Origin of the sequence: Glycomyces sp. MUSA5-2, assembly GCF_037034145.1 — a bacterium.
GTDB classification, from domain to species: domain Bacteria; phylum Actinomycetota; class Actinomycetes; order Mycobacteriales; family Micromonosporaceae; genus Glycomyces; species Glycomyces artemisiae.
In genome coordinates, this window is the sequence record NZ_JBAGKG010000007.1 from 139,285 (window position 1) to 160,421 (window position 21,137).

Genomic DNA, 21,137 nt, shown 5'->3' on the forward strand with positions numbered 1-21,137 from the left:
TCCCATAAATGCAGGTTCCAGCGCCGTTGACGCGGCCTAAGATCGCTCCAGGCACAACCGAACCGGAGGCCGGATGGAACTGGTGGCGATCCTGTTCGCCCTCACCGTGGGCGGGCTGCTCCTCACCGCCGCCGCCGAGTGGATGCGCGTCCCCGCGCCCGTGCTCATATGCCTCTACGGGCTCGCGCTCGGCCTCGTCCCCGGCATGCCGGCGCTGCAACTGAATCCGGAGCACCTCCTCCCGGTGCTCCTCCCGCCCCTGCTGTGGGCCGCGGCCCGCAAGTACTCGTGGCGGCACTTCGCCGCGAACTGGCGGCCCATCATCTTCCTCGCGGTGGTCCTCGTCTTCGTCACCGCAGCCGCGGTCGCCCTCGTTGCCGCCACCATCAGCCCCGTCCTGCCCGTCACCGCCGCGATCGTCCTCGGCGCGATCTGCGCCCCGCCCGACGCGGCCGCAGTCAGCGCCATAGCCGACCGGCTCGGCCTGCCCCGCCGCCTCGTCACCATCCTCGAAGGCGAGGGCCTGTTCAACGACGTCACCGCCCTGACCCTCTACAACGTCGCCGTCCTCGGCGTCGTCACCGGCTCGGTCTCCGCGATCTGGTCCGCGGGCTTGTTCGCCTACTCAGCGGCCGCCGCGGTCGCGATCGGCCTCGGCGTCGGCTGGATCCTCGTCAAACTCGGGTCCCTCGTGGACGACAGCCGCGTCGTCACCGCCCTCGGCCTCACCGGCCCCTACATCGCCTACCTCCTCGCCGACGGCGTCAAGGCCTCCGGCGTCCTCGCCGTCATCTGCGCCGCGTTCTACCTCGTCGCCCGCTCCAACGACCCCGAGGACTACGAGGGCCGCCTCGTGCAGGGCTCGGTGTGGGAGGTCCTGGAGACCGCCCTGAACGCCCTCACGTTCGCGCTCGTCGGCATGGAGCTGGTCGACATCATCCAAGCGGTGGGCGACGGCGTCGACGAGCTGCTGTGGAAGGCCCTCGCCGTCGCGGGCGCCGTGATCGCCGTCCGGGCCCTGTGGCTCGGCCTCGCGATCGTCCTGGGCCGCACCGGCATCGGCTGGAAGCAGCTGGGGGAGCACCCGCGGCTCGCCGTCGTCACCGCCTGGGCCGGGATGCGCGGCGTCGTCACGATCGTGACCGCGCTGGCCCTCCCGGAGACGATCGCCGACGGCTCCCCGTTCCCCGGCCGCGAGCAGATCCAGTTCCTGTCGGTGGTCGTGGTCATCGCGACGCTCCTCGCGCAGGGCCTCACCCTGCCCGGCCTCATCGCGTTCCTCGGCGTCAAGGCCGACACCGACAAGGAAACCGAGGCGGTGCGCGGCATCATGGCCGAGGCCGGGAAGGCCGCCACCCGGCGGCTGCGGCAGCTTCGCAGCGAAGGCGAGGTGGACGACGAGGTCGCCGCCCGCATGGAGCAGTGGTACGACCGCCGCGCCGAGAAGATCGCCGCGCTCGTCGAGGACCGCGAGGACCCCGAGACCGAGCGGATCGTGGAGCGCTTCGACGCCATGCAGCGCATCGAAGGCGAGATGATCGCCGCGTCCACGGCCCGGCTCCTCCAGATGCGGTCCTCGCCCGGCCACGACCCGGCGCTCATCGACCGGGTCCTCGCCGCCCTCGACCACCGGGCCGTGGGCCGCAGCCGCGGCGCGTGATCCTCGCCAACCGGTATGTCGCTGCCGGGACCGGCGCCCGTCCGCCCGTACGGTGGCGCTTGTGGAGAGACGAGATGCGAGCGCGGCCCGGCGCGCGGCGGCCGCGGCGATCGGGGCCGCGGCCCTCGCACTGGCCCTGACCGGGTGCGGCGCAGGCCAGCACGCCGAGACCAGCAAGATGCAGACGGCCATTTCCGGGATCGACGCGGACGCCGGGAAGATGGTCCTGCGCAACGTCCAGATCGACTTCGGGGTCAACGGCTCCTACCCCGAGGGCGGCCAGGCGCCCCTGCGGGTCTGGATCGGCAACAAGTACGAGACCGCCGTGACCCTGGAGTCGGTGACGAGCCCGGACGCCGAGGCCGTGACGCTCGCGACCGAGGTCGTCGCGGTCGAGGAGACCGAGAGCCCGACCGACGCGGCCTCGGAGAGCCCGAGCGGCGAGGCCTCCCCGGACGCCTCGGCGTCCCCGAGCGCCGACGCCTCCGCGAGCCCCGGGACCGAGGAGGAGGTCGTCGACGAACTCGTCGGCGAGCGCGACTTCACCCTGGAGTTCGCGCCGGGCGAGATCATGCGCCTGGCGCCCACGGCCGGTTCGTTCCTGCTCCTGGAAGGCCTGAAGAAGGACGTGGACATGGGAACGAGCGTCACGCTCGTCTTCACGTTCTCCAACGGCGAGTCCGCCACGATCGCCGTCCCCGTGGGCGACCCCGACGTCTCCCCGGAGCGCTCCTACTTCGGCGACCCGGGCGAGCACGCCGCCGAATAACAACGGCCGCAACGGCATCGACGGCGGCCCCGCACCAGCGGGGCCGCCGTCGCCGCGCTCACCGGGCCTGCGAGCCCGGCAGCTGCATGATGAGGACCGTGAGGTCGTCGGTGCGCACGTACCCGCCGCCCTGGAAGTCCGCCTTCAGCTTGCGGTGCAGCCGGTCCGGGTCCCGGATGCCCGCGGCGACATGGGCGTTGAGCATCGAGATGAGCGGGAACATCTGCCCATCGGCGTTGCGGCCCTCGATGAACCCGTCGGTGAACGCCACGATCACGTCGCCGGGCATGAGCGCCGCCTCCCGCACCACGGTGCGCTGCAACCCGAAGTCCGTCAGCCCCAGCGGCGGCATCGGCCGCGCCGAGATCGGCTCTGCCGTGCCCCGCACCAGCAGCGGCGCCGGATGCCCGCACAGCACTACCCGGATCGTGTCCCGCCGCGGCGTGATCTCGATGAGCACCGCCGTCGCGAACGACTGCTCCCACTCGTCGAGCCCCCGGTTGTGCAGCCGCACCCGCCGCTCCATGCGCGCGGTCAGCGTCGCCAGGTCCGGGTCGTCGAGCGCCCGCTCCCGGAACGTCCCCAGCAGCGCCTCCGTCAGGTGCACCGTGTTCAGGCCGTGCCCCTGGACGTCGCCCACGACCGCCCTGATCCCCGCGTCCGTCTCCTGCACGTCGTAGAAGTCCCCGCCGACCAGGCCCGGACTGCCGTCGTGCGTCCGGTACGCCACCGCCACCTTCACGCCGCCGACCACCGGCGGCACGTCGGGGAGGATCGCGCCCTGCACCGTCTCGGCCACCAGCGTCATGTCGAGCAGCCGCGCCACGATCCGGTTCCTCGCCCACGCCAGGACCGTGCACAGCACGCCGACCGCGATGATCGGCGGCAGGTCGCTCCACGCCGACTGCGGATAGGGCAGGAACCCCATGGCGTCGCCGCCCGCGCTGACGATCGCGACCACCGCCAGCGTCGCCGCCGCCGTCGCGACCGGCCCGTTCACCAGCGCGGTGAACGCGGGCAGGAACACGAGCGCGTAGTCCGCGAACGGCGCCATCTCGGGGACCACGAACGCGAGCGGCATCGTCGCCGCCAGGAGGATCAGCGGCAGCAGCCGCAGGAGCAGGGCCGATCCCGGGTGGCCCGAGGAGATCCGGGCCCACACGGTGTTGGGGGCGACATAGGACCGCTTGTAGCCCTGCATCTCCGCCCCCTCCGACCCCCTGCGCATGCCGAGAGCCTAATCAGAACCGGGGCTTGAAGAGTTCTCAACAGGGAAAACGGACGGCGGGCGGCGCTGGGAGCCGCCGCCCGCCGTTCCCTCGATCTTGTCAGGCGCGCTGAGCCTGGACCGCGTCGATGGTCTCGCGCAGCCGCTCCTCCTCTTCGGCGGAGAGGTTCGTCTGGAGCAGCTTGCCCTGGTACTGGCCGCCGAGCTCCTGCACGACCTTGTCCTCCGTGGCCGAGACGACCAGGAGGACCAGCGCGGCGGTCCCGGGGGCCAGCTCGGTCCCGAGCTGCTTCATGAACGAGTCGTCCACGCCGATGTCGGTGAGCGCGCCGCCCGCGGCCCCCGCGGCCGCGCCGACCGCCATCCCGAGCAGGGGGGCGAAGAACAGCAGGCCGATGAGGCCGCCCCACAGCGCCCCGCCCGCGGCGGAGACGCCGACCAGGGACGTCGACTGGTGCAGCTTCACCTTGCCGTCCTCGCGGCGCTCGACGACCACCGCGTCGGCGAGCTTGATGAGCTCGCGCTTCTGCATGTCCGCGAGCTTGCCGAGGACCGTCTGTGCGGTGGGGACGTCCGGGTAGGCCACGGCGATGAGTTGACTCATGGGCGCCTTCCTTCCTGCGATGCGCCGCCGGGCGGCGGCTTCTCGGGCCGATTCTGGCCCCCGTGCGGGGCCGTGTCCGGCGATCGGGCGGAAATCCCGGAACGGGCGACCCGCCGGACCACTCCCGCCACGCTGATCCCAGGATGCGCCGCGCGATCCCGCGTTTCGGGACCGGCGGTTGACGTTCACCCGCAACCTGTCTATATTTCCCATAGATTTGGTAGAGATCTTTGCCCGGTTACCGTCTCGGAAGGCAACCCCGTGAAAACCCTCGTCCTCCTTGGGATCGTCGGCCTGGTGGCCCAGCTCGTCGACGGCAGCCTCGGCATGGCCTACGGCGTCACGTCGACCACGCTGCTGCTCGCGATCGGCACCAACCCCGCCTCCGCCTCCGCCACCGTCCACCTCGCCGAGATCGGCACCACCCTCGCCTCCGGCGCCTCCCACTGGCGCTTCGGCAACGTCGACTGGAAGGTCGTCCTCAAGATCGGCATCCCCGGCGCCGTCGGCGCCTTCGCGGGCGCCACCTTCCTCTCCTGGCTCTCCACCGAGCTCGCCGCCCCGGTCATGTCGCTCATCCTGCTCGGCCTCGGCCTCTACCTGCTCATCCGCTTCACCCTCCGCGGCCTCGACAGCCGCAACCTCGGCAAGCCCCTGCGCAAGCGGTTCCTCGCCCCGCTCGGCCTCGTCGGCGGCTTCCTCGACGCCACCGGCGGCGGGGGCTGGGGCCCGGTCGGCACGCCCGCGCTCCTCGCCAGCGGCCGCATCGAGCCCCGCAAGGTCATCGGCTCGATCGACACCTCGGAGTTCCTCGTCGCGCTGGCCGCCTCGCTGGGCTTCCTGTTCGCGCTCGGCAGCCAGGGCATCGACTTCGCGTGGGTCGGCGTGCTCCTGCTCGGCGGGCTCATCGCCGCGCCGATCGCGGCCTGGCTGGTGCGGCACATCCCGCCGCGCGTCCTCGGCTCGGCCGTCGGCGGCGTCATCATCCTGACGAACACGCGCACCCTCCTGCGCTCGGACTGGATCGCCGCCTCGAACACCGTCCAGGTCATCGCCTACATCGCCATCGCGGTCGTGTGGATCGCCGCGGTCTGGTACTCGGTGCGCCGCCACCTCGCCGAGCGCGACGTGGGCGGGCCGGTCCTCGACAAGGCCAACAACCCGGCGCCGGAACCGGCCCTGGAGAAGGACGAACCGGCCGCCGAGACCGCCTGAGCCGCTTCCGAACAGCGGTTTCACCGGACTCCGTCAAGCCGTGCGGGCCCGCATCCTGGAGGATGCGGGCCCGTTCCGCATTCCCGCTCGGACCGTCCCTATCGGATTTGGGGGACGACGCGGGGCCCGCGCTCCAGTAGCATGTTCCCTCATTACGGCCGCCGAGGGACCGCTGGAGGCACAGTGACGCTGTTCTACCAGGCAGTGCTCCGCGACGGCGGGCAACGGCTCGGGCCCCGGCTGCGGCGGTGCTTCGCCGCGTGGGCGCGCGTCGAGGACGACGGGTCGCCGCTGCTGGAGCACTCCCGCGGCCGCACCCGCGCCACGTTGGCGGACACGGAGGTCTGCGGCCGGTACGTCCTCGACGTGCCGACCGGCGCCGGGCGCCTGCGCACCACCGCGACCTGGGCCGCCGGGCGCCGCCCCGATCGCTCCTGGGTCCTCGTCACCGTTGAGGGCGACCTGTCGCCCACGGCCGAGCCGGTCCGCGCCCCCGGTTTCATGCCCGCGTACCTCGCCACGGGCCGGGCCACCGACGGGGCCGTCCCGGTCGAGGCTGGCGCGCACCTCGTCGGCCCCGAGGAGGTCAAGGACCTCACTCTGCGGCTGGCGAACCGGAACCGGGCCGTGCCGCTCATCGTCCTCACCGTCGACCGCACCGACCCCGCCGTGGCCGCGGCCTGCGCCGACCACCTGGCCGAGGCGCTCGCGGGCGTCGCGTCCGTGGCGCGCCTCTACGACACGAAGACCCAGGAGGACCTGAACGCCTGGCTCGGCCCCGACCTGAGCGTCTTCGGCGGCGGCCTGCGCACCTACCTGCCGGGCGTGCGGCCTGGCGAGGAGTCGTACGCGATGCGCCACCAGCCGCGCGGCGGCAACGCGATCCGCCAGCACGGCACCGCCGCGCTCGACGTGGTCGTCACCGGCGTCGTCGAGCTGTCGGCGCACCGCCAGGTCCCCACCGACGTCCGCCAGGTCGAACCGCGGGTCGCCCGGGTCTTGTCCGGCGCGCTCGACCCCGCCGACCTGCACGCGGCCCCGCCGAGCCCCGCGGCCATCGCCGTCCCGCGCCCGCCGAAGATCCCCAAGCAGGCCGCCCCCGCCGACCCCGAGCCGGAACCGCCCGCGCCCGAACCCGCCGAAGCAGTGGCTCCGGCCCTCGATCCTCCCGTCCCCGACGGCGCCTCAGCGAACGACGACGCCCCAGCGAACGACGACGCGCCCGCCAACGACGGCGGCCTCGCGGCCGCCATCGCCGCGCGGCTCGCCGACCACCTCGACGACGCCGTCCTCGAAGCGCTCGTCGACATGGCCCGCGGCGGCGACTCCGAGACCACCGCGCTCATCAAGACCATGTCCGCGCACCTCCAGGCCCTCACCCGCGCCGTCGAGACCACCGGCCTGCTCGGGCGGCGCGGGCGCGGCGACGAGCTCGAACGGCTCCGCCGCGAATACGACCGGCTGGAGATGGACTACGTCGAACTCCAAGAGCACGAACGCAAAGCGCAGGACCGCATCCGCTGGCTCGAAGGCCGCCTCGCCGAGCACGCCGACCCCGTCTACGGCGTCCAGGACGACGGCCCCGAAGGTCCCTGGGACGCCGAGTGCCTCATGGACGTCGTGCAGCGCGCCCGCAAGCGGCTCCACCGCCTCGACCTGCCCGACACGCTCGACACCGAGGTCTCGCGCCTCGACGTCACCTACCCGCGGCAGCGGCGCCGCTGGACCGCCCGCGCCTGGGACGCCCTGCGCGCCCTCGACGCCTACGCCGCCGCCCGCGCCGAGGACCGCTTCACCGGCGGGTTCTACGACTGGTGCTCGCGCCCGCTCCCCGGCGAGCCGCACATCATCCCGACCATGGTGTCCATGAAGGAGTCCGACTCGGTGTCGGGGAACCCGAAGTTCTACCGGGCCCGGGTCTTCCGCGTCCCGACCGAGCTGGACCCCTCGGGCCGCGTCTACATGCCCGCCCACATCAAGCTCCAGCCGATCGGCTCGCCCGCGCCGCGCCTGCACTTCCTCGACGACGCGGGCGGCGCCACCGGGAAGGTCTGGATCGGCTACCTCGGCGACCACCTGCCCAACACGCGCACCAACTTAGGCCCGACCCCGCTCAGCGAGGCGCTCCCGTAGGCTCGGGGGGAACCCGGGAGGAGCGCCGATGGACTTCATGAGCCGCAACGCGCGGTGGATCGCCCTGACTGCGGTGCTCGTCGTCATGGCCCCGTTCTTCGCGTGGGGCCTCAACGCCCTGTTCGCGGTGGACACCTTCCTCGTGGCCGTGATCCTGCTCGTCGTCATCGTGGTCGCCGTCGTCCTCCTGGCCCGGTCGCAGAACGACGAGGAGTAGACATGGCACGAAGGAGCCACCGCCTCTTCGCCCGCTGGTACCCCAAGGCCGCCGAGTCCATCGAGGACCGCGGACTCGGCGCGCAGCGGGCGCGGCTCCTGGCAGGACTGAGCGGACGCGTGCTGGAGGTCGGCTGCGGCCACGGCGCGAACTTCACGCACTACCCCGAGGCCGTGACCGACCTGGTCGCGGTCGAACCCGAAGAGGCCCTGCGGGACCTCGCCGCCGCCCGCGCCGAGGAGCTGGGCCGCAAGGCCGTCGTGCTCGAAGGGCAGGCTGAGAAGCTCTCGTTCGAGAACGACTCGTTCGACGCCGTCGTCGCCACCCTGGTGCTGTGCTCAGTGGAGGACCAGGGCCGGGCGCTCGCCGAGATCCACCGGGTCCTCAAGCCCGGCGGCCGCCTCGTGCTCCTGGAGCACGTCGCCTCCGCCAACCGCAACATCCGCGCGCTCGAATACCTCTTCGACGTGGTGTTCTGGTCGCACGTGTTCGGCGGCTGCCACACCTCCCGCGACACCGGCGCGAACCTCGCCGCCGCCGGGTTCGACACGTCCGGCCTCGAACCCCAGCGGCTCCCGTTCCTGCCCTACCCCCTCAAGGTCAGCCCCCACCTCGCGGGCGAGGCCCGCAAACCCGCTTAGCGCCGCGACCGGCCCCGCCTCGCGAGGCGGGGCCGTCTCACTGCTCGATGCGGCCGTACGCCTTCAGGGTCTTCAGCCGCGCGAGCGTCAGGTACCCGCCCCACTCGTGGACCACCACGGGCGTCCACATCGTGAAGTTCGGGGCCCAGCCGCCGTCCTCGCCCTGGTCCTCGACGATCCGGTCCAGGTGGAGGTCGATCTCCTCGTCGCTGAACAGCCGCCGCGCCATCAGATCGGGCCGCGGGGCGAGGTCGACGGGGGAGTGGACGTGCCCGGGCGCGTCAGGGTCGAGCGCGGCGCTGTCGCGCAGCGGGCCGCGCAGGCGCTGGAACTCGGCTTCGGCGCGGTCGCGGTCGGGGACGCGTTCGAGGAAGTTCAGGATGCACAGCGCGTCGTACGCGCCGATCTCGCCGGCCTCGGCGATCGCCTTCCAGCAGTACTCGGTCGCGGGCCCGAGCCACGGGTGGTCGACGCCGAACGCGTGGAGCAGCCCGGCGAGGGGCGCGGTCGGGTTGAGCGCGGCCGGGGGCTTCTCGCCCTGCGGCTGCCACCAGGGCCCGCGCGGGTCGTCGAGGACGCTCGGGAGCACCCACGGCACCCCGCCCTCCTCAGTGGAATGCTCGGCGAGCCAGTCGCAGGCGCGCAGGAGCAGCGGCTCGTCGGACGCCGCGATCCCTTCGAGCATCCCGAAGGCGATCTCCGCGCCCTGCGGCTGCCCGCCCGCCCCGCGCAGGTCGGGCTCGATCGCGTGGCCGAAGCCGCCGTCGAGATTCTGGTAGGCGGCGACGGCGTTGCGCACCAGCTCGCCCGGCGCGCTGCGGAACGCGTGCGCGAACCGGAGCCGGTCGACGAGTCTGGCGTGCAGTTCCAGGTACCGCTCGGCGGCGGCGAACGCGTCAGGGTCGAGGGTCTTCATGCGGTCCCCTTCGGTCGGTGGCGGGCGTCCGACGGTACCGCCGGGGTACGACAGCTCAGCCCATGGCCCGCTCGAAGGCCGCGTAGACCTCGTCGTTGAACAGGACGAACCTCACGTCGTCCACCCGGGTGTCCGTCTCGCGCACGGTCGCCACGGCGATCCGCGCGGCCGACTCGGCGGGCCAGCCGTATACCCCCGCCGAGACCGCGGGAAACGCGACCGACGCCGCCCCCAGCTCGTCGGCTACCCGCAGCGACTCCCGGTAGCACGAGGCCAGGAGCGCACTGCGGTCCTCGGACTCGGAGTAGACGGGGCCGACCGTGTGGATCACCCAGCGGGCGTTGAGGTTCCCGGCGGTCGTCGCGACGGCCTGCCCGGTCGGCAGGCCCCGCCCGTACCGCGACGCCCGCAGGTCCCGGCACTCGTCCAGGATCGCGGGGCCGCCCGCCCGGTGGATCGCGCCGTCGACCCCGCCGCCGCCCATGAGGGACGAGTTCGCGGCGTTGACGATCGCGTCGACGGCCTGCTTCGTGATGTCGCCTCTGAGGATCGAGATGCCCATGCCCGCATTCAAGCACGGATCGGCCCGCGGTTCCCGGTAGCGTTGCACCGAAGCGAATCGGAGGTCCGCATGATCGTCACGGTCACCGCCAACCCCAGCCTCGACCGCACCATCGCGGTCGACCGGCTCCTGCGCGGCGAGATCCACCGGGCCACCGGCGACCGCGTGGACCCGGGAGGCAAGGGCGTCAACGTCTCCCGCGCGCTGGTCGCCAACGGCCACCGCACCTGCGCGGTCCTCACCACCGGCGGCCACGCCGGGGCCGAACTGCTCGACCTCCTCAGCGAGGCCGGCGTCGCCGTCGAGGAGGTGCCCGTCTCCCAGGCGATCCGCTCCAACCTCGCCATCGCCGAAGCCGACGGCACGGTCACCAAGCTCAACGAGACCGGCCCCGTGATGCGGCCCACCGAGATCGAAGAACTCCTCATCGCCGCCATCACGCCCACACTGGACCGCAGCGCCTCCTGGATCGCCGGGTGCGGGAGCCTCCCGCCCGGCGTCGACGCCGACTTCTACGCCGTGCTCGTCGAGCGCACCCGCGACGCGGGCGCCCGCGCCGCCGTCGACACCTCCGGCCCGGCCCTCGCCGCGAGCCTGCGCGCCCGGCCCGACCTCGTCAAACCCAATCGCGAGGAGCTCGCCGAAGCCGCCGGGACGGCCGTCGCGACCCTCGGCGACGCCGTCGACGCCGCGCAGGCCCTGCGCGCCGCGGGCGCCGGAGCGGTCCTCGCCAGCCTCGGCCCCGACGGCGCGATCCTGGTGGACGGCACCGGGGTCCACCACGCCCACGTCCCGCGCCCGCGGCCCCTCGTCAGCGCCGTCGGCGCCGGGGACGCCACCCTCGCGGGCTTCCTCGCCCACGGCGGCTCCGGGCCCGAGGCGCTCGCCGCGGCCGTCGCCTGGGGCGCCGCCACCGTCGCCCTTCCCGGCAGCGTCATGCCCGGCCCCGGCGACATCGACCTCGGCATCGTGGAGCTCACCGCGACCCCTGAGACGGACTGGGTTCTCCGGTAGAGCAGTGTCCCGCGGTAAACCGGTGGCGCACCGCGCGCCCGCGATGGTTCGATCACCGGTATGACGATCCGACTCGACACGCCCGAGGACGCCGCCCCCGTCCTCGCCGCCCTCCGCGACTGGCAGCGCGAGGGCCTCCCGGTCCAGCTCCACCCCGGCGACGTCGGCTGGTACTTCCGCTTCGGCGCCGACGAGACCGCCGCCGCCCTGCGCACCTGGAGCCGCGGCGGGACGATCCTCGCCGCCGCCCTCCTCGACGGCCCCGGCCTCGCCCGCATCGCGACCGATCCCGAAGCGCGCCAAGACGAGGAACTCGCCGCGCGGCTCGCCGACGACCTCACCGACCCCGCCCGCGGCGTCCTCCCCGAGGGCGGCGCCGACGTCGAGGCCCCTGCCGACGCGCTCCTGCGCGACGTCCTCGCCTCCCGCGGCTGGGCCCCCGGCGAGGCGTGGACCCCGCTCCACCGCAGTCTCACCGAGCCCGTCGCGGACCCCGGCATCCGCGTCGAGACCGTCGGCACCCGCACCGCCGACGCCTACGCGGCCATCGTGCGCGCCTCCTTCAAGGGCTCCAGGTTCAACGCGGACCGCTGGCGCGCCCTCGCCTCCCAGGCCGGCTACGCCGACGCCCGCAGCCTGCTCGCCTACGACGCGGGCCTGCCCGCCGCGGCGATCACCGTGTGGTCCGCCGGGCCCGGCCGGCCCGGCCTCGTCGAACCCCTCGGCGTCGCCCCCGCCCACCGCGGCAAGGGACTCGGCCGCGCGATCACGACCGCCGGGGCCGCGGTCCTCCGCGAGCTCGGCGCCTCCAGCGTCGAGGTGGTCACCCCCTCCGACCTCCCCGGCGCCGTCGCCACCTACCGGTCCGCGGGCTTCGCGCCCGGCGCCGAGCGCCGCGACCTGAGCCGCCCCGCCGAGTGACACAATGTGCGCCCTGAGGAAGGAGCACACCGCATGGCCCAACCGCGCGACTACATCACGATGCAGGCGCTGTCCCGCATCGAGTACAAGCTCGACATGATCATGGCCCACCTGGGCATCCCCCAGTCCGCCCCGCCCGAGGAGCCCTGGCTCGCCCAGGTCCGCTCCGAGATCCGCTCCGGCCGCACCATCCAGGCGATCAAGGTCTACCGCGAGCACACCGGCTTGGGCCTGAAAGAGGCCAAGGACGCCGTAGAGCGCATGGCGAAGGGCTACTAGTGCGCGATTCGTGACGGAACGGGAATGTCGCACCGATTGTCTATCCTCGGTGCGGTATTCCCGGCCGAGCGAAGGACGCAGATGACGAAACCCCGTGTGCCGCAAGAGGACAAGCTGAAGATCCCGGCCTCCTGGGCCACCCGGGTGATGCCCCGCCGGGGGCGCCCCGCCAAGAAGCCCGTGGAGCTCGCCGACGCGAAGGTCCGCGCCGACCTCGCCCGCGAGCGCGCCGACCGCGACGGCGAGCTGCGGGCCGCGCTCGACCTCGCCGGGAACGCCCCGTACGCCGCCGCCGGACGCGCCCATCTGGACGGCGCCCCCGACCCCCGCGGCGCGGCCGCCGTCGCCGCGCTCCTCACCGAACCCGATCAGCTGTACGGGAGCTCGTGGCTCCGGCCCGCGTTCGACGCCTGGGTGAGCGACCACGGCCTGCCGTTCGCCGCCGCCGCGGCCGTCGAGTTCCTCGTGGTCAAGGAGCAGACCGAGACCTACCTCGACCTGCCGCCGCTGCACCGGCGCGTCCTCGCCGAGACCCCCGCAGGGCACCTCGAAGTCCTCGACCGCGAGATCGACCACGGCGTCCCCGCCGTCCGGGCCCTCCTCGCCGCCGCCTCCGACGACGAGTACGCGGCCGCGGTCGCCGCCGTCGCCGCGCATCGCGACACCCCCGCCAAGCGCATCGCCGCCATGGTCCTCCTGCCCGACGAGCCCGCGTGGCTCCTCGAAGCCGGAGCCGACTTCATGCAGGCCCGCGAGCACTCCTACAACGACGACTTCCTGTGGCTCTCCTTCGCTAGCGCCGACCAGATCGCCGCCGTCGGCCTCGCCGACGCCGACGACCCGTGGCTCGGCTACAACGCCCTGCTCACCCTCGTCGCCACCCTCGGCACCGACGCCCTCCCGGTCCTCACCGGACCCGTCGGCGACGCCTACCCCGACTACCACGGCCGCGGCGACCTCATGCACGCCATCGCGATGCTCCCCAGCGACGACGCCGCCGCGCACCTCCTCACCCGCCTCGACAGGCCCTCGGCGTTCAAGGCCGCCACGAAGGTCGCCGCCGCCTTCCCGCTGCGCACCCTCCGCGCCGCCGCGCGCCTCGCCACCGGCATCCCGGAACCCGCCGAGCTCGCGGCCATCGCCGCCCTGCCCGACCCCGCGCTCCGAGTCCACCTCACCGACGCCGAGCGCGCCGCCCTCGACCGCCTCGCCGCCGCGACCGGCCGCGTCCCCGACGCCGACGACCTGCCCCCGCTGCTCACCTCCCCGCCCTGGACCCGCAAGCGCCCCAAGGCGATCGTGATCGACGGCCTCGAACCCCCGGCCGAGGCCCGCCTGGTCTGGGCCGAGGGCGAACGGGACGCCTGGAACGCCCTCCCCGACCCCGACGACCACAACGCGTTCTGGCTCCGCAGCTTCGGTGAACTCCCCGGCCTCGACGCCTACGACTGGCGCCTGACCCCGTTCCTCGCCTACGGCGACATGGAGCAGGCCGCGCCCCGCCTCGCCGACTGGACCGGCACCGAACCGCCCGACCACCCCGGCGACCTCCGGCGCATCCTCGCCCGCTTCGGCGAGCAGGTCCTCGACCGCGTCCTCCTCCAGGCACCCGGCCCCGAACTCCCCGGCCCGATCCTCAGCCTCACCGCCGCCCGCCTGACCGCCGCGCGGCTCGACACCCCCGACCGGGCCCACGCGCACCGCTGGCTCGACCGCCACGGCCTCGCCGCCGTCCCCTACCTCGTCCCCGACGCCCTCGGCGCAGACAACGACCTCCGCCGCTGCGCCGCGGCCGCCCTCACCCATCTCGCCACACGCCACGGCACCGACGCCGTGGTGTCGGCCGCACCGTACGGACCCGAAGCGGCCCAGGCGCTCCGGCCCCTTCTCGGCGACAACCCCCTGACCCCGAGCGTCAAAGTCCCCAAGCCCGGCGCATGGTTCGTGCCCTCCGCGCTCCCGCAGGTCCTCACCGCAGGCCGCGACCGCGCGCTCCCGATCGACGCGGTCGGCCACCTCGCCACCGTGCTCGCGCTGGCGACCCCGGACTACCCCTACCCGGGCCTCGCGGTGGTCGCCGAGACCTGCGACCGGGACTCCCTCGCCGCCTTCGGCCTCGCCCTGTTCGAGCAGTGGTGCGCAGCGGGCGCCCCAGCGAAGGACGGCTGGGCGCTCACGCAGCTCGCGCACTTCCCGAGCGACGCCGCCGCGGCGCGCCTCGCCGAACTGGTGCGCGCATGGCCCGAGGCGAACAAGCACAAGCGGGCCGCCGCGGGCCTGGCCGTGCTCGGCTCGATGGGCACCGAGGCCGCCCTCCGGGCCCTCCACGGACTCTCAGAGAAGCTGAAGTTCAAGGGGCTCAAGGACGAAGCGGGCCGCCGGCTCACCGCGGCCGCCAAGCGGCTGGGGCTGCGCCGCGAGCAGCTCGCCGACCGGCTCGTCCCGGACCTGGGGCTCGGCGCGCCGATCGTCCTCGACTACGGCCCCCGCACGTTCACCGTGGAGGCCGACGAGCACCTGGCGCTGCGCGTCACCGACGGCACCGGGAAGGTCCTCAAGGCACTCCCGAAGCCCGGCGCCAAGGACGACGCCGAGATCGCGGGCGAGGCGTACCGGCGCTACACCGCGCTCAAGAAGGACCTCCGCACCGTCGCAGGGGACCAGGTCCGCCGCCTCGAAGCGGCCATGGTCGCGGCCCGCACCTGGTCCGTCCCCGAGTTCGAAGCGCTGATCGCGGGCCACCCGCTCAACCGCCGCCTCGCCCGGCGCCTGGTCTGGTGGACCGGGACCGGCAGCGCCGCAGCGGGACTCCGCATCGCCGAGGACGGCAGCTACGCCGACGCCGACGACGCCCGGGTCGCGCTGCCCGCGGACGCCCGGGTCCGCCTCGCCCACCCGGTCCTCCTGGGGGAGCGCACGGGCGACTGGATCGCACTGTTCGCCGACTACGAGCTCCTCCAGCCGTTCGACCAGCTCGCGCGTCCGGCGCTGGCGCTCACCGACGAGGAGCGCGCCACGGGCCGCCTCGCCCGCGCCGAAGGCGCCGTCATCGAGGCCGTGCGGGTCCTCGGCGCCACGGGTCAGGGCTGGCAGCGCGCCAAGCCCGAGGACGCCGGGGTCGAACCGGGCCTCACCTGGTCGCCCGGCGGCGGCCTCACGGTCGCCGTGGCACTGGAGCCGGGGATCTGGGCGGGCGCGGCGACGCAGTCGCCGGACCAGACCGTCAGGAGCGCCGTGGTCTCGCGCGGCGAGCCGTGCTGGTGGTTCGACGAGCGGCGCCCGCCGCGCCCGGTGGACCTCGACCCGGTGACGGCCTCGGAGATCCTGGCGCGGCTGGAGCGGCTGACTACCAGCGGTGGTGGACCTGCGGCCTGATGAGGTCGTCGTAGACGGCGCGGACTTCGGTGTGGAGGTCCGCGTCGAGGGGCGCGAACGCGGCGGCCGCCGCGTTCGCCGCGGCCTGCTCGGCGTTGCGGGCCCCGGGGATGACGACGGTGACGCCGGGCTGGTCGAGGATCCAGCGGAGAGCGAACTGCGCCATGGTCATCCCCGCGGGCACGAGCGGCCGGAGGCGCTCGACCGCTTCGAGGCCCGTCGCGTAGTCGACGCCGGCGAAGGTCTCGCCGACGTCGAACGCCTCGCCCTTGCGGTTGTAGTTGCGGTGGTCGTCGGGTGCAAAATGGGTGTCGGCGGTGTACTTGCCCGACAGGAGGCCCGAAGCGAGGGGGACGCGCGCGATGATCCCCACGCCCGCCTCCGCGGCGGCCGGGAGGACCCGATCGAGGGGCTTCTGCCGGAACGGGTTCAGGATGATCTGGACCGTGGCGACGCCGGGCCGCGCGATGGCCGCGAGGGCCTCGTCGCAGGTCTCGACGCTGACGCCGTAGTGCGCGATGCGTCCGTCGGCGACCATCGCGTCGAGCACCTCGAAGACGGCGTCGTCGCCGTAGACGCTCGCGGGCGGGCAGTGGAGCTGCACCAGGTCGAGCGTGTCCATGCCGAGGCGCTCGCGCGAGTCGTCGTTCCAGGCCAGGAAGTGCTGCTCGCTGTAGTTCCCGTGGACCTGCTCGGCGCGGCGGCCCATCTTCGTCGCGACGAACACCCCCGGGTGCCGCTTCCGGAACGCGCCGACGAGGCGCTCGGAGCGCCCGTCGCCGTACACGTCGGCGGTGTCGTAGAAGGTCACGCCCGCATCGGCGGCGGCCTCCAGGGCCGCGGTCGCGTCGTCCTCGCCGACCTCGCTCCAGTCCGCGCCGATCTGCCACGCGCCGAAGCCCACGACCCCGACGCTCGCGCCCGTCCTGCCCAACGTCCGTGTCTCCACTGGAACGGCCCCCTTCAACTAACCCATTTACAAAGTGGCGCACCCGCCGTAGCATTCAGCCATGAAGTCCACCTCGCGCGATATCCGCCTGCGCAACTGCTTCGCAGTGCTGCGGCACCTCATCGCGGACGCCCCGACCTCCCGCCAGATCCTCGCCCGCGAGACCGACCTGTCGGTGGCGACGGTGTCGAACCTGGTCACCGACCTCATCGAACTGGGCGTCGTCGTGGAGGTGGGACGCGAGGACTCCGGCGGCGGACGCCCCCGGGCGCTCCTGGCCCCGAACGCGGGCGGCGGCGTCATGATCGGCGTCGACGTCGCCGAGACGTACGTGCAGCTGGAAGTCTACGACCTGGCCCTGACGGTGGTGGACCGGGTCGAGGAGCGCATGGAGGCCAGCGAGAACAGCCCCGACCAGGTCATCGGCCACATCGCCTCCGCGATGGACCAGGTCCGCTCCCGCCTCGGCGACCGCTCGATCCTCGGTGTCGGCGTGAGCCTCCCCGGGCAGGTCGACGTCGCCTGGGGCGTCTCCGGGTTCGCGCCCAACTGGAACTGGCACGACGTGCCCTTCCGGCGCCTTCTGACCGAGCGCCTTCAGCTCGACGTCCCCGTCTACCTGGACAATCCCCTGAAGACGATCACCGTCGGCGAGCTCTGGTTCGGCGACGGTCGCGGCGTCGACCGCCTGGCCGTGCTCATCCTCGGCACCGGCGTGGGCGCCGGGCTCGCCTTCGGCGGGCAGCTCTACCGCGGCGCCACCAACTCCGCGGGGGAGTGGGGCCACACCACCATCAACCCCGGCGGGCCGCAGTGCCGCTGCGGCGCAAAGGGATGCATCGAAGCCTACGTAGGAGCGCCCGCGATCCTGTGGCAGTGGGCCCAGCTCGACGGCCGCGCCGCCGAAGGCTCCCAGACCGAGGCCATGGCCGCGCTCGCCGCCGCCTGGGAGGCGGGGGAGCCCTCCGCGGTCCGCACCGTCGAGACCGTCGCCGAGTCCCTCGCGGCCGGGGTCGCGAACCTCCTCAACCTCGTCAACCCCGACCTGGTCGTCCTCGACGGCTGGGTCACCTGGGCCCTCGGCGACGCGCTCGTCCCCGAGTTCGAGCGCCGCCTCGCCTCCCACGCCATGGAGGCTCCGCTCAAGGCCGCCCGCCTGAAGCGGAACACGCAGGAGCGCAACATGGTCGCCCTCGGCGCGGCCGCGCTCGCCCTGGAGGGCCACCTGAACCGGCTGAACACCGTCGGGTCCCGCAGCCGCCGCTGACCCGATCGGCCGGTCATCCCACAAAAACCGAGCGCTTTCAACGGAACCGCGCACGAATCGTTACCACGAGGCTTACTTCAACCCATTGACAAAGTGAGTGACCCTCGCAACACTGAGAGGCGAATCGACGGATGTCGAATCTCCGCTGCGGCGTCGACCATGACCCGGAGTCGCGCGGGAGCCCTTCCGACCTCTCAACGTAGCGAGGAGCTAGAAATGGCCTTCAGCACTGACCGTCCGTCCAAGCAGGCGCTTGCCGGCCTGGCGTTCAACCGTCGCCGCATGCTCGCGCTCGGCGGCCTCGCCGCCGGAGCGGGCGCACTGGGCGCGTGCGGCTCCAACACCGGCCGCGGCGACGGCGGCGACGGCGTCAACCTCTACCAGTGGTACCACCAGTACGGCGAGGCAGGAACCCAGCAGGCCGCCGAGAAGTACGCCGCCGCATACGAAGACGCCACCGTCACCATCAACTGGGTCCCCGGCGACTACGACACCGCCCTCTCCTCCGGACTCCTCGCCGACAAACCCGGCGACTACCCCGACGTCTTCGAGAGCCACCTCAACCGCTCCATGGTCGACTCAGGGCAGATCGTGCCCCTCGACGACCTCTTCGACGGCGTCCTCGACGACTTCACCGACATCGACGTCAAGCGCAACTCGATCGACGGCAAGGTCTACGGGATCCAGATGATCGACGACCCGCAGTTCCTCTACTACCGGCCGTCCCTGTTCTCCGACGCCGGGATCACCGAGCCGGCCACCTTCGACGACCTCATGGCCGCCGCCGCCGAACTCACCACCGGCGACGTCAAGGGCCTCTTCCTCGGCAACGACGACTCCGCCACGAAGCTGTTCCAGCCCATCGTGTTCTCCGCCGGGCAGACCCTCCTCACCGAGGACCACCAGATCGGCTTCGACAAGGACACCGTCATCGCCGGCGCCCTCCAGGTGAAGGCCCTCCACGAGTCGAACTCCCTCCTCATCGGCGCCCCCACCGAGGCCTGGGACCCGTCCTCGATCATCCAGGGCCTGTGCGCCATCCAGTGGTGCGGCCTGTGGGCCCTCCCGCAGATCATCGACACCTACGGCGACGACATCGCCGTCATGCCGTTCCCCGGCTTCGGCGGCGGCGCCCAGACCGTCTACAACGGCGGCTGGTCCACCTTCGTCAACGCCAAGTCCGAGCACGTCGACGAGGCCAAGGCCTTCGCCAAGTGGCTGTGGATCGACAACGAGGAGTACATTCAGGACTGGTGCCTCTCCTACGGCTTCCACATCCCGCCGCGCAAGTCCATGGCCGCCAACGCCGACGCCCTCGCCGAGGGCCCCGCCGCCACCGCCGTCCAGATCTCCCAGGACTTCGGCTGGGGCGACGACCCCAACTGGACGCCCACCATGGAGACCGCCGTCGACGACATGATGACCCACATCGTCCTCGAAGGCGCCGACCCGTCGGCCGAGTTCGACACCGCCGCCCAGACCATCCAGACCGAGCTCGACTCGATCTTCGGCTGACCGGGGGCACCGTGGCCGTCTCGACCGAGACCGCCGCGCCCGGGACGGCGGGCACCGGGGGCCGAGCCCCCCGGGCCCGCCGCCGCACGGGCGGTTGGCGGACCGCACTCACCTTCTGGTACTTCGTGGGGCCCTTCTTCATCGGGCTCCTCGTCTTCACCTACATCCCCGTCGTCTGGAGCGCGTACCTGTCGTTCTTCGACGCGCGCAACACCGTGACGCCCCTGCCCGAGGACTTCGTGGGCTTCGGCAACTACGTCCGGATGCTCCAGGACGCGGCGTTCACCGACAGCCTCGTCACGTTCACCGTGTTCGCGGCCTTCATCGTCCCGCTCACGTTCGCGTGCTCGCTCGCGCTGGCGCTGCTGCTCAACCGGGTCCGGCTCATGCGGGCGTTCTTCCGCTCGGTGTTCTTCCTGCCGTTCGCGTGCTCCTACGTGGTCGCCTCGCTGGTGTGGAAGATGTCGATCTTCAACGGCGTGCGGTACGGCATGGCGAACTCGATCCTCGACCTGTTCGGCATCGAGGACGTGCCGTGGCTGTTCGACCCGAACCCGCCCTGGTACTGGCTCGTCATCGTCACGCTGCGCCTGTGGATCCAGTGCGGCTTCTACATGATCCTGTTCATCGCCGCGCTCCAGCAGATCCCCGAGCACCTCTACGAGGCCGCCTACGTGGACGGCGCCAAGCCCGGCTGGCAGACGTTCTGGCACATCACGCTCCCGCAGCTGCGGGCCACGTCCGTGGCGGTCCTCATGCTCATCCTCATCGCCGCCTACCAGGCGTTCGACGAGTTCTACAACCTCATCGGAAACCAGGCCTACGCCCGGCCGCCCCTGATGTACCTGTACACGACCGCGCTCGGGACCCAGCAGGACCTGGGTCGCGGCTCCGCGGGGGCGCTGATCCTGGCGCTCATCATCGCGATCGTGACGGTCCTCCAGGGCAGGTTCCTCGGATTCGGCAACGCGGAGGAGAAGTAGCCATGGCATCGAGACCCTTGCGCGCCAAGCCGGTCGGCTACCGGCCCGGGATCGGCTCGAAGGGCGCGAACGTCGCGGTCTTCATCGTCCTCGCCGTGCTCGCGCTCCTGTTCCTCATCCCGTTCTACCTGATCCTGCGGAACGCCTTCGCCACCGACCAGGAGATCACCGCCCCCGGCTGGATGTGGTTCTCGTCCGACCCCGCCTGGGACAACCTCTCGCGCCTGTTCAACGACCCTTCAGTGCCGATGGCCCGGTCGCTGTTCAACTCCGCGGTCGTCGCCGTGCTCACCACCGCGGGCACCCTGTTCCTGTGCACCACCGCCGGGTACGGGCTCGCCCGCGTCCCCTGGCGGCACGCGAACAAGGTGTTCTACCTGGTCCTGGCGACCCTCATGATCCCCGGCGCGATCACGTTCGTGCCGAGCTTCGTCATGGTCTCCAGCCTCGGCTGGCTCTCCGACTACCGGGGCCTCATCATCCCCGGCCTGTTCTCGGGCTTCGCAGCGTTCCTGTGCCGCCAGTACTTCCTGGGCTTCCCGCGGGAGCTGGAGGAGGCCGCCCGCGTCGACGGCCTGAGCCACTGGGGCGCGTTCTGGCGCATCGTGATCCCCAACTCCGGGAGCTTCCTCGCGGCCATCGCGGTGATCACGTTCGTGGGCGCGTGGAACTCGTTCCTGTGGCCCCTGGTCATCGGCCGCTCCCCGGACTCGTGGACCGTGCAGGTCGCCCTCTCGACGTTCCTGACGGCGCAGACGGTGAGCCTCTCGCAGCTGTTCGCCGCCGCGCTCGTGGCGATCCTGCCGCTGGTGTTCGTGTTCCTGTTCCTCCAGCGCTTCCTGGTCCAGGGCGTCGCCCAGACCGGCCTCAAGGGCTGAGACGCGGGCCC

The 21,137-nt window shown here is 72.7% G+C and carries 19 protein-coding genes; 14 read left to right on the forward strand and 5 right to left on the reverse strand.

What is annotated here, in order from left to right:
* The first annotated feature begins 73 nt into the window (after positions 1-73).
* A complete protein-coding gene (locus WA640_RS21645; protein WP_335990450.1) occupies positions 74-1,660 on the forward strand; it encodes a cation:proton antiporter in 1,587 nt (528 codons plus the stop codon).
* Between the two features lie 61 nt (positions 1,661-1,721).
* Entirely contained in the window at positions 1,722-2,429 is a 708-nt protein-coding gene (locus WA640_RS21650) for a hypothetical protein (protein ID WP_335990452.1), read from the forward strand.
* Between the two features lie 58 nt (positions 2,430-2,487).
* Here the strand turns inward: WA640_RS21650 and WA640_RS21655 are convergent, their stop codons facing one another.
* Together WA640_RS21655 and WA640_RS21660 are read right to left on the reverse strand one after the other, a co-directional pair.
* Positions 2,488-3,657 carry a PP2C family protein-serine/threonine phosphatase gene (locus WA640_RS21655; RefSeq protein ID WP_335990454.1) on the reverse strand — a complete coding sequence of 390 codons (1,170 nt, stop codon included), beginning with the start codon at positions 3,655-3,657 and terminating at the stop codon, positions 2,488-2,490.
* 100 nt (positions 3,658-3,757) lie between these two features.
* Entirely contained in the window at positions 3,758-4,261 is a 504-nt protein-coding gene (locus WA640_RS21660) for a DUF1269 domain-containing protein (RefSeq protein ID WP_106365980.1), read from the reverse strand.
* Positions 4,262-4,522: 261 nt separating this feature from the next.
* Between WA640_RS21660 and WA640_RS21665 the strand changes: the two genes are divergently transcribed.
* The 4 genes from WA640_RS21665 to WA640_RS21680 all read left to right on the forward strand — a co-directional run bounded on the left by WA640_RS21665 (position 4,523) and on the right by WA640_RS21680 (position 8,467).
* The gene (locus WA640_RS21665; protein ID WP_335990457.1) at positions 4,523-5,476 is read left to right on the forward strand and encodes a sulfite exporter TauE/SafE family protein; all 954 of its coding nucleotides are present in this window, start codon (positions 4,523-4,525) and stop codon (positions 5,474-5,476) included.
* Between the two features lie 183 nt (positions 5,477-5,659).
* A complete protein-coding gene (locus tag WA640_RS21670) occupies positions 5,660-7,609 on the forward strand; it encodes a hypothetical protein (protein WP_335990460.1) in 1,950 nt (649 codons plus the stop codon).
* 28 nt (positions 7,610-7,637) lie between these two features.
* Complete coding sequence (locus WA640_RS21675; protein ID WP_106365983.1) at positions 7,638-7,826, forward strand: hypothetical protein; 189 nt, start codon at positions 7,638-7,640, stop codon at positions 7,824-7,826.
* A 2-nt stretch (positions 7,827-7,828) separates the two neighbouring features.
* The gene (locus WA640_RS21680) at positions 7,829-8,467 is read left to right on the forward strand and encodes a class I SAM-dependent methyltransferase (protein ID WP_106365984.1); all 639 of its coding nucleotides are present in this window, start codon (positions 7,829-7,831) and stop codon (positions 8,465-8,467) included.
* Positions 8,468-8,504: 37 nt separating this feature from the next.
* Here the strand turns inward: WA640_RS21680 and WA640_RS21685 are convergent, their stop codons facing one another.
* On the reverse strand, positions 8,505-9,383 hold the full coding sequence (locus tag WA640_RS21685) for a hypothetical protein (protein ID WP_335990461.1): 879 nt from the start codon (positions 9,381-9,383) through the stop codon (positions 8,505-8,507).
* A gap of 55 nt (positions 9,384-9,438) precedes the next feature.
* A complete protein-coding gene (locus tag WA640_RS21690; protein ID WP_106365986.1) occupies positions 9,439-9,945 on the reverse strand; it encodes an O-acetyl-ADP-ribose deacetylase in 507 nt (168 codons plus the stop codon).
* A gap of 69 nt (positions 9,946-10,014) precedes the next feature.
* Here WA640_RS21690 and pfkB point away from each other — a divergent pair, with 69 nt between their 5' ends.
* From pfkB to WA640_RS21710, 4 genes are all read left to right on the forward strand, one after another.
* Positions 10,015-10,959, forward strand: coding sequence for a 1-phosphofructokinase (gene pfkB / locus WA640_RS21695; protein WP_335990463.1), 945 nt, complete (start codon positions 10,015-10,017; stop codon positions 10,957-10,959).
* A 60-nt stretch (positions 10,960-11,019) separates the two neighbouring features.
* Complete coding sequence (locus tag WA640_RS21700; RefSeq protein WP_335990465.1) at positions 11,020-11,880, forward strand: GNAT family N-acetyltransferase; 861 nt, start codon at positions 11,020-11,022, stop codon at positions 11,878-11,880.
* 33 nt (positions 11,881-11,913) lie between these two features.
* Positions 11,914-12,159 carry a ribosomal protein L7/L12 gene (locus WA640_RS21705; RefSeq protein ID WP_335990466.1) on the forward strand — a complete coding sequence of 82 codons (246 nt, stop codon included), beginning with the start codon at positions 11,914-11,916 and terminating at the stop codon, positions 12,157-12,159.
* A gap of 81 nt (positions 12,160-12,240) precedes the next feature.
* Entirely contained in the window at positions 12,241-15,534 is a 3,294-nt protein-coding gene (locus WA640_RS21710) for a DUF4132 domain-containing protein (RefSeq protein WP_335990467.1), read from the forward strand.
* Here the strand turns inward: WA640_RS21710 and WA640_RS21715 are convergent.
* Positions 15,506-16,483 carry an aldo/keto reductase gene (locus WA640_RS21715; protein WP_335990468.1) on the reverse strand — a complete coding sequence of 326 codons (978 nt, stop codon included), beginning with the start codon at positions 16,481-16,483 and terminating at the stop codon, positions 15,506-15,508. The genes WA640_RS21710 and WA640_RS21715 overlap by 29 nt on opposite strands.
* Before the next feature lie 61 nt (positions 16,484-16,544).
* Here WA640_RS21715 and WA640_RS21720 point away from each other — a divergent pair, with 61 nt between their 5' ends.
* From WA640_RS21720 to WA640_RS21735, 4 genes are all read left to right on the forward strand, one after another.
* Positions 16,545-17,750, forward strand: coding sequence for an ROK family transcriptional regulator (locus WA640_RS21720; protein WP_335990469.1), 1,206 nt, complete (start codon positions 16,545-16,547; stop codon positions 17,748-17,750).
* Between the two features lie 216 nt (positions 17,751-17,966).
* Positions 17,967-19,265: an ABC transporter substrate-binding protein gene (locus WA640_RS21725; RefSeq protein ID WP_335990471.1), complete on the forward strand. Its 1,299-nt coding sequence runs from the start codon at positions 17,967-17,969 to the stop codon at positions 19,263-19,265.
* Positions 19,266-19,276: 11 nt separating this feature from the next.
* Positions 19,277-20,248 (forward strand): carbohydrate ABC transporter permease, encoded by a 972-nt coding sequence (locus tag WA640_RS21730; RefSeq protein ID WP_335990473.1) that lies wholly within the window; start codon positions 19,277-19,279, stop codon positions 20,246-20,248.
* 2 nt (positions 20,249-20,250) lie between these two features.
* Positions 20,251-21,126 (forward strand): carbohydrate ABC transporter permease, encoded by an 876-nt coding sequence (locus tag WA640_RS21735; RefSeq protein WP_335990475.1) that lies wholly within the window; start codon positions 20,251-20,253, stop codon positions 21,124-21,126.
* Positions 21,127-21,137: the final 11 nt, after the last annotated feature.

Excerpts from the sequence above, each read along its gene's own strand:
- pfkB (WP_335990463.1), top strand. The coding sequence starts at position 10,015 with ATGATCGTCACGGTCACCGCCAACCCCAGCCTCGACCGCACCATCGCG.
- WA640_RS21645 (WP_335990450.1), top strand. The coding sequence starts at position 74 with ATGGAACTGGTGGCGATCCTGTTCGCCCTCACCGTGGGCGGGCTGCTC.
- WA640_RS21710 (WP_335990467.1), top strand. The coding sequence starts at position 12,241 with ATGACGAAACCCCGTGTGCCGCAAGAGGACAAGCTGAAGATCCCGGCC.
- WA640_RS21655 (WP_335990454.1), bottom strand. The coding sequence starts at position 3,657 with ATGCGCAGGGGGTCGGAGGGGGCGGAGATGCAGGGCTACAAGCGGTCC.
- WA640_RS21660 (WP_106365980.1), bottom strand. The coding sequence starts at position 4,261 with ATGAGTCAACTCATCGCCGTGGCCTACCCGGACGTCCCCACCGCACAG.
- WA640_RS21705 (WP_335990466.1), top strand. The coding sequence starts at position 11,914 with ATGGCCCAACCGCGCGACTACATCACGATGCAGGCGCTGTCCCGCATC.
- WA640_RS21735 (WP_335990475.1), top strand. The coding sequence starts at position 20,251 with ATGGCATCGAGACCCTTGCGCGCCAAGCCGGTCGGCTACCGGCCCGGG.
- WA640_RS21720 (WP_335990469.1), top strand. The coding sequence starts at position 16,545 with ATGAAGTCCACCTCGCGCGATATCCGCCTGCGCAACTGCTTCGCAGTG.
- WA640_RS21675 (WP_106365983.1), top strand. The coding sequence starts at position 7,638 with ATGGACTTCATGAGCCGCAACGCGCGGTGGATCGCCCTGACTGCGGTG.
- WA640_RS21690 (WP_106365986.1), bottom strand. The coding sequence starts at position 9,945 with ATGGGCATCTCGATCCTCAGAGGCGACATCACGAAGCAGGCCGTCGAC.
- WA640_RS21725 (WP_335990471.1), top strand. The coding sequence starts at position 17,967 with ATGGCCTTCAGCACTGACCGTCCGTCCAAGCAGGCGCTTGCCGGCCTG.
- WA640_RS21685 (WP_335990461.1), bottom strand. The coding sequence starts at position 9,383 with ATGAAGACCCTCGACCCTGACGCGTTCGCCGCCGCCGAGCGGTACCTG.
- WA640_RS21680 (WP_106365984.1), top strand. The coding sequence starts at position 7,829 with ATGGCACGAAGGAGCCACCGCCTCTTCGCCCGCTGGTACCCCAAGGCC.
- WA640_RS21700 (WP_335990465.1), top strand. The coding sequence starts at position 11,020 with ATGACGATCCGACTCGACACGCCCGAGGACGCCGCCCCCGTCCTCGCC.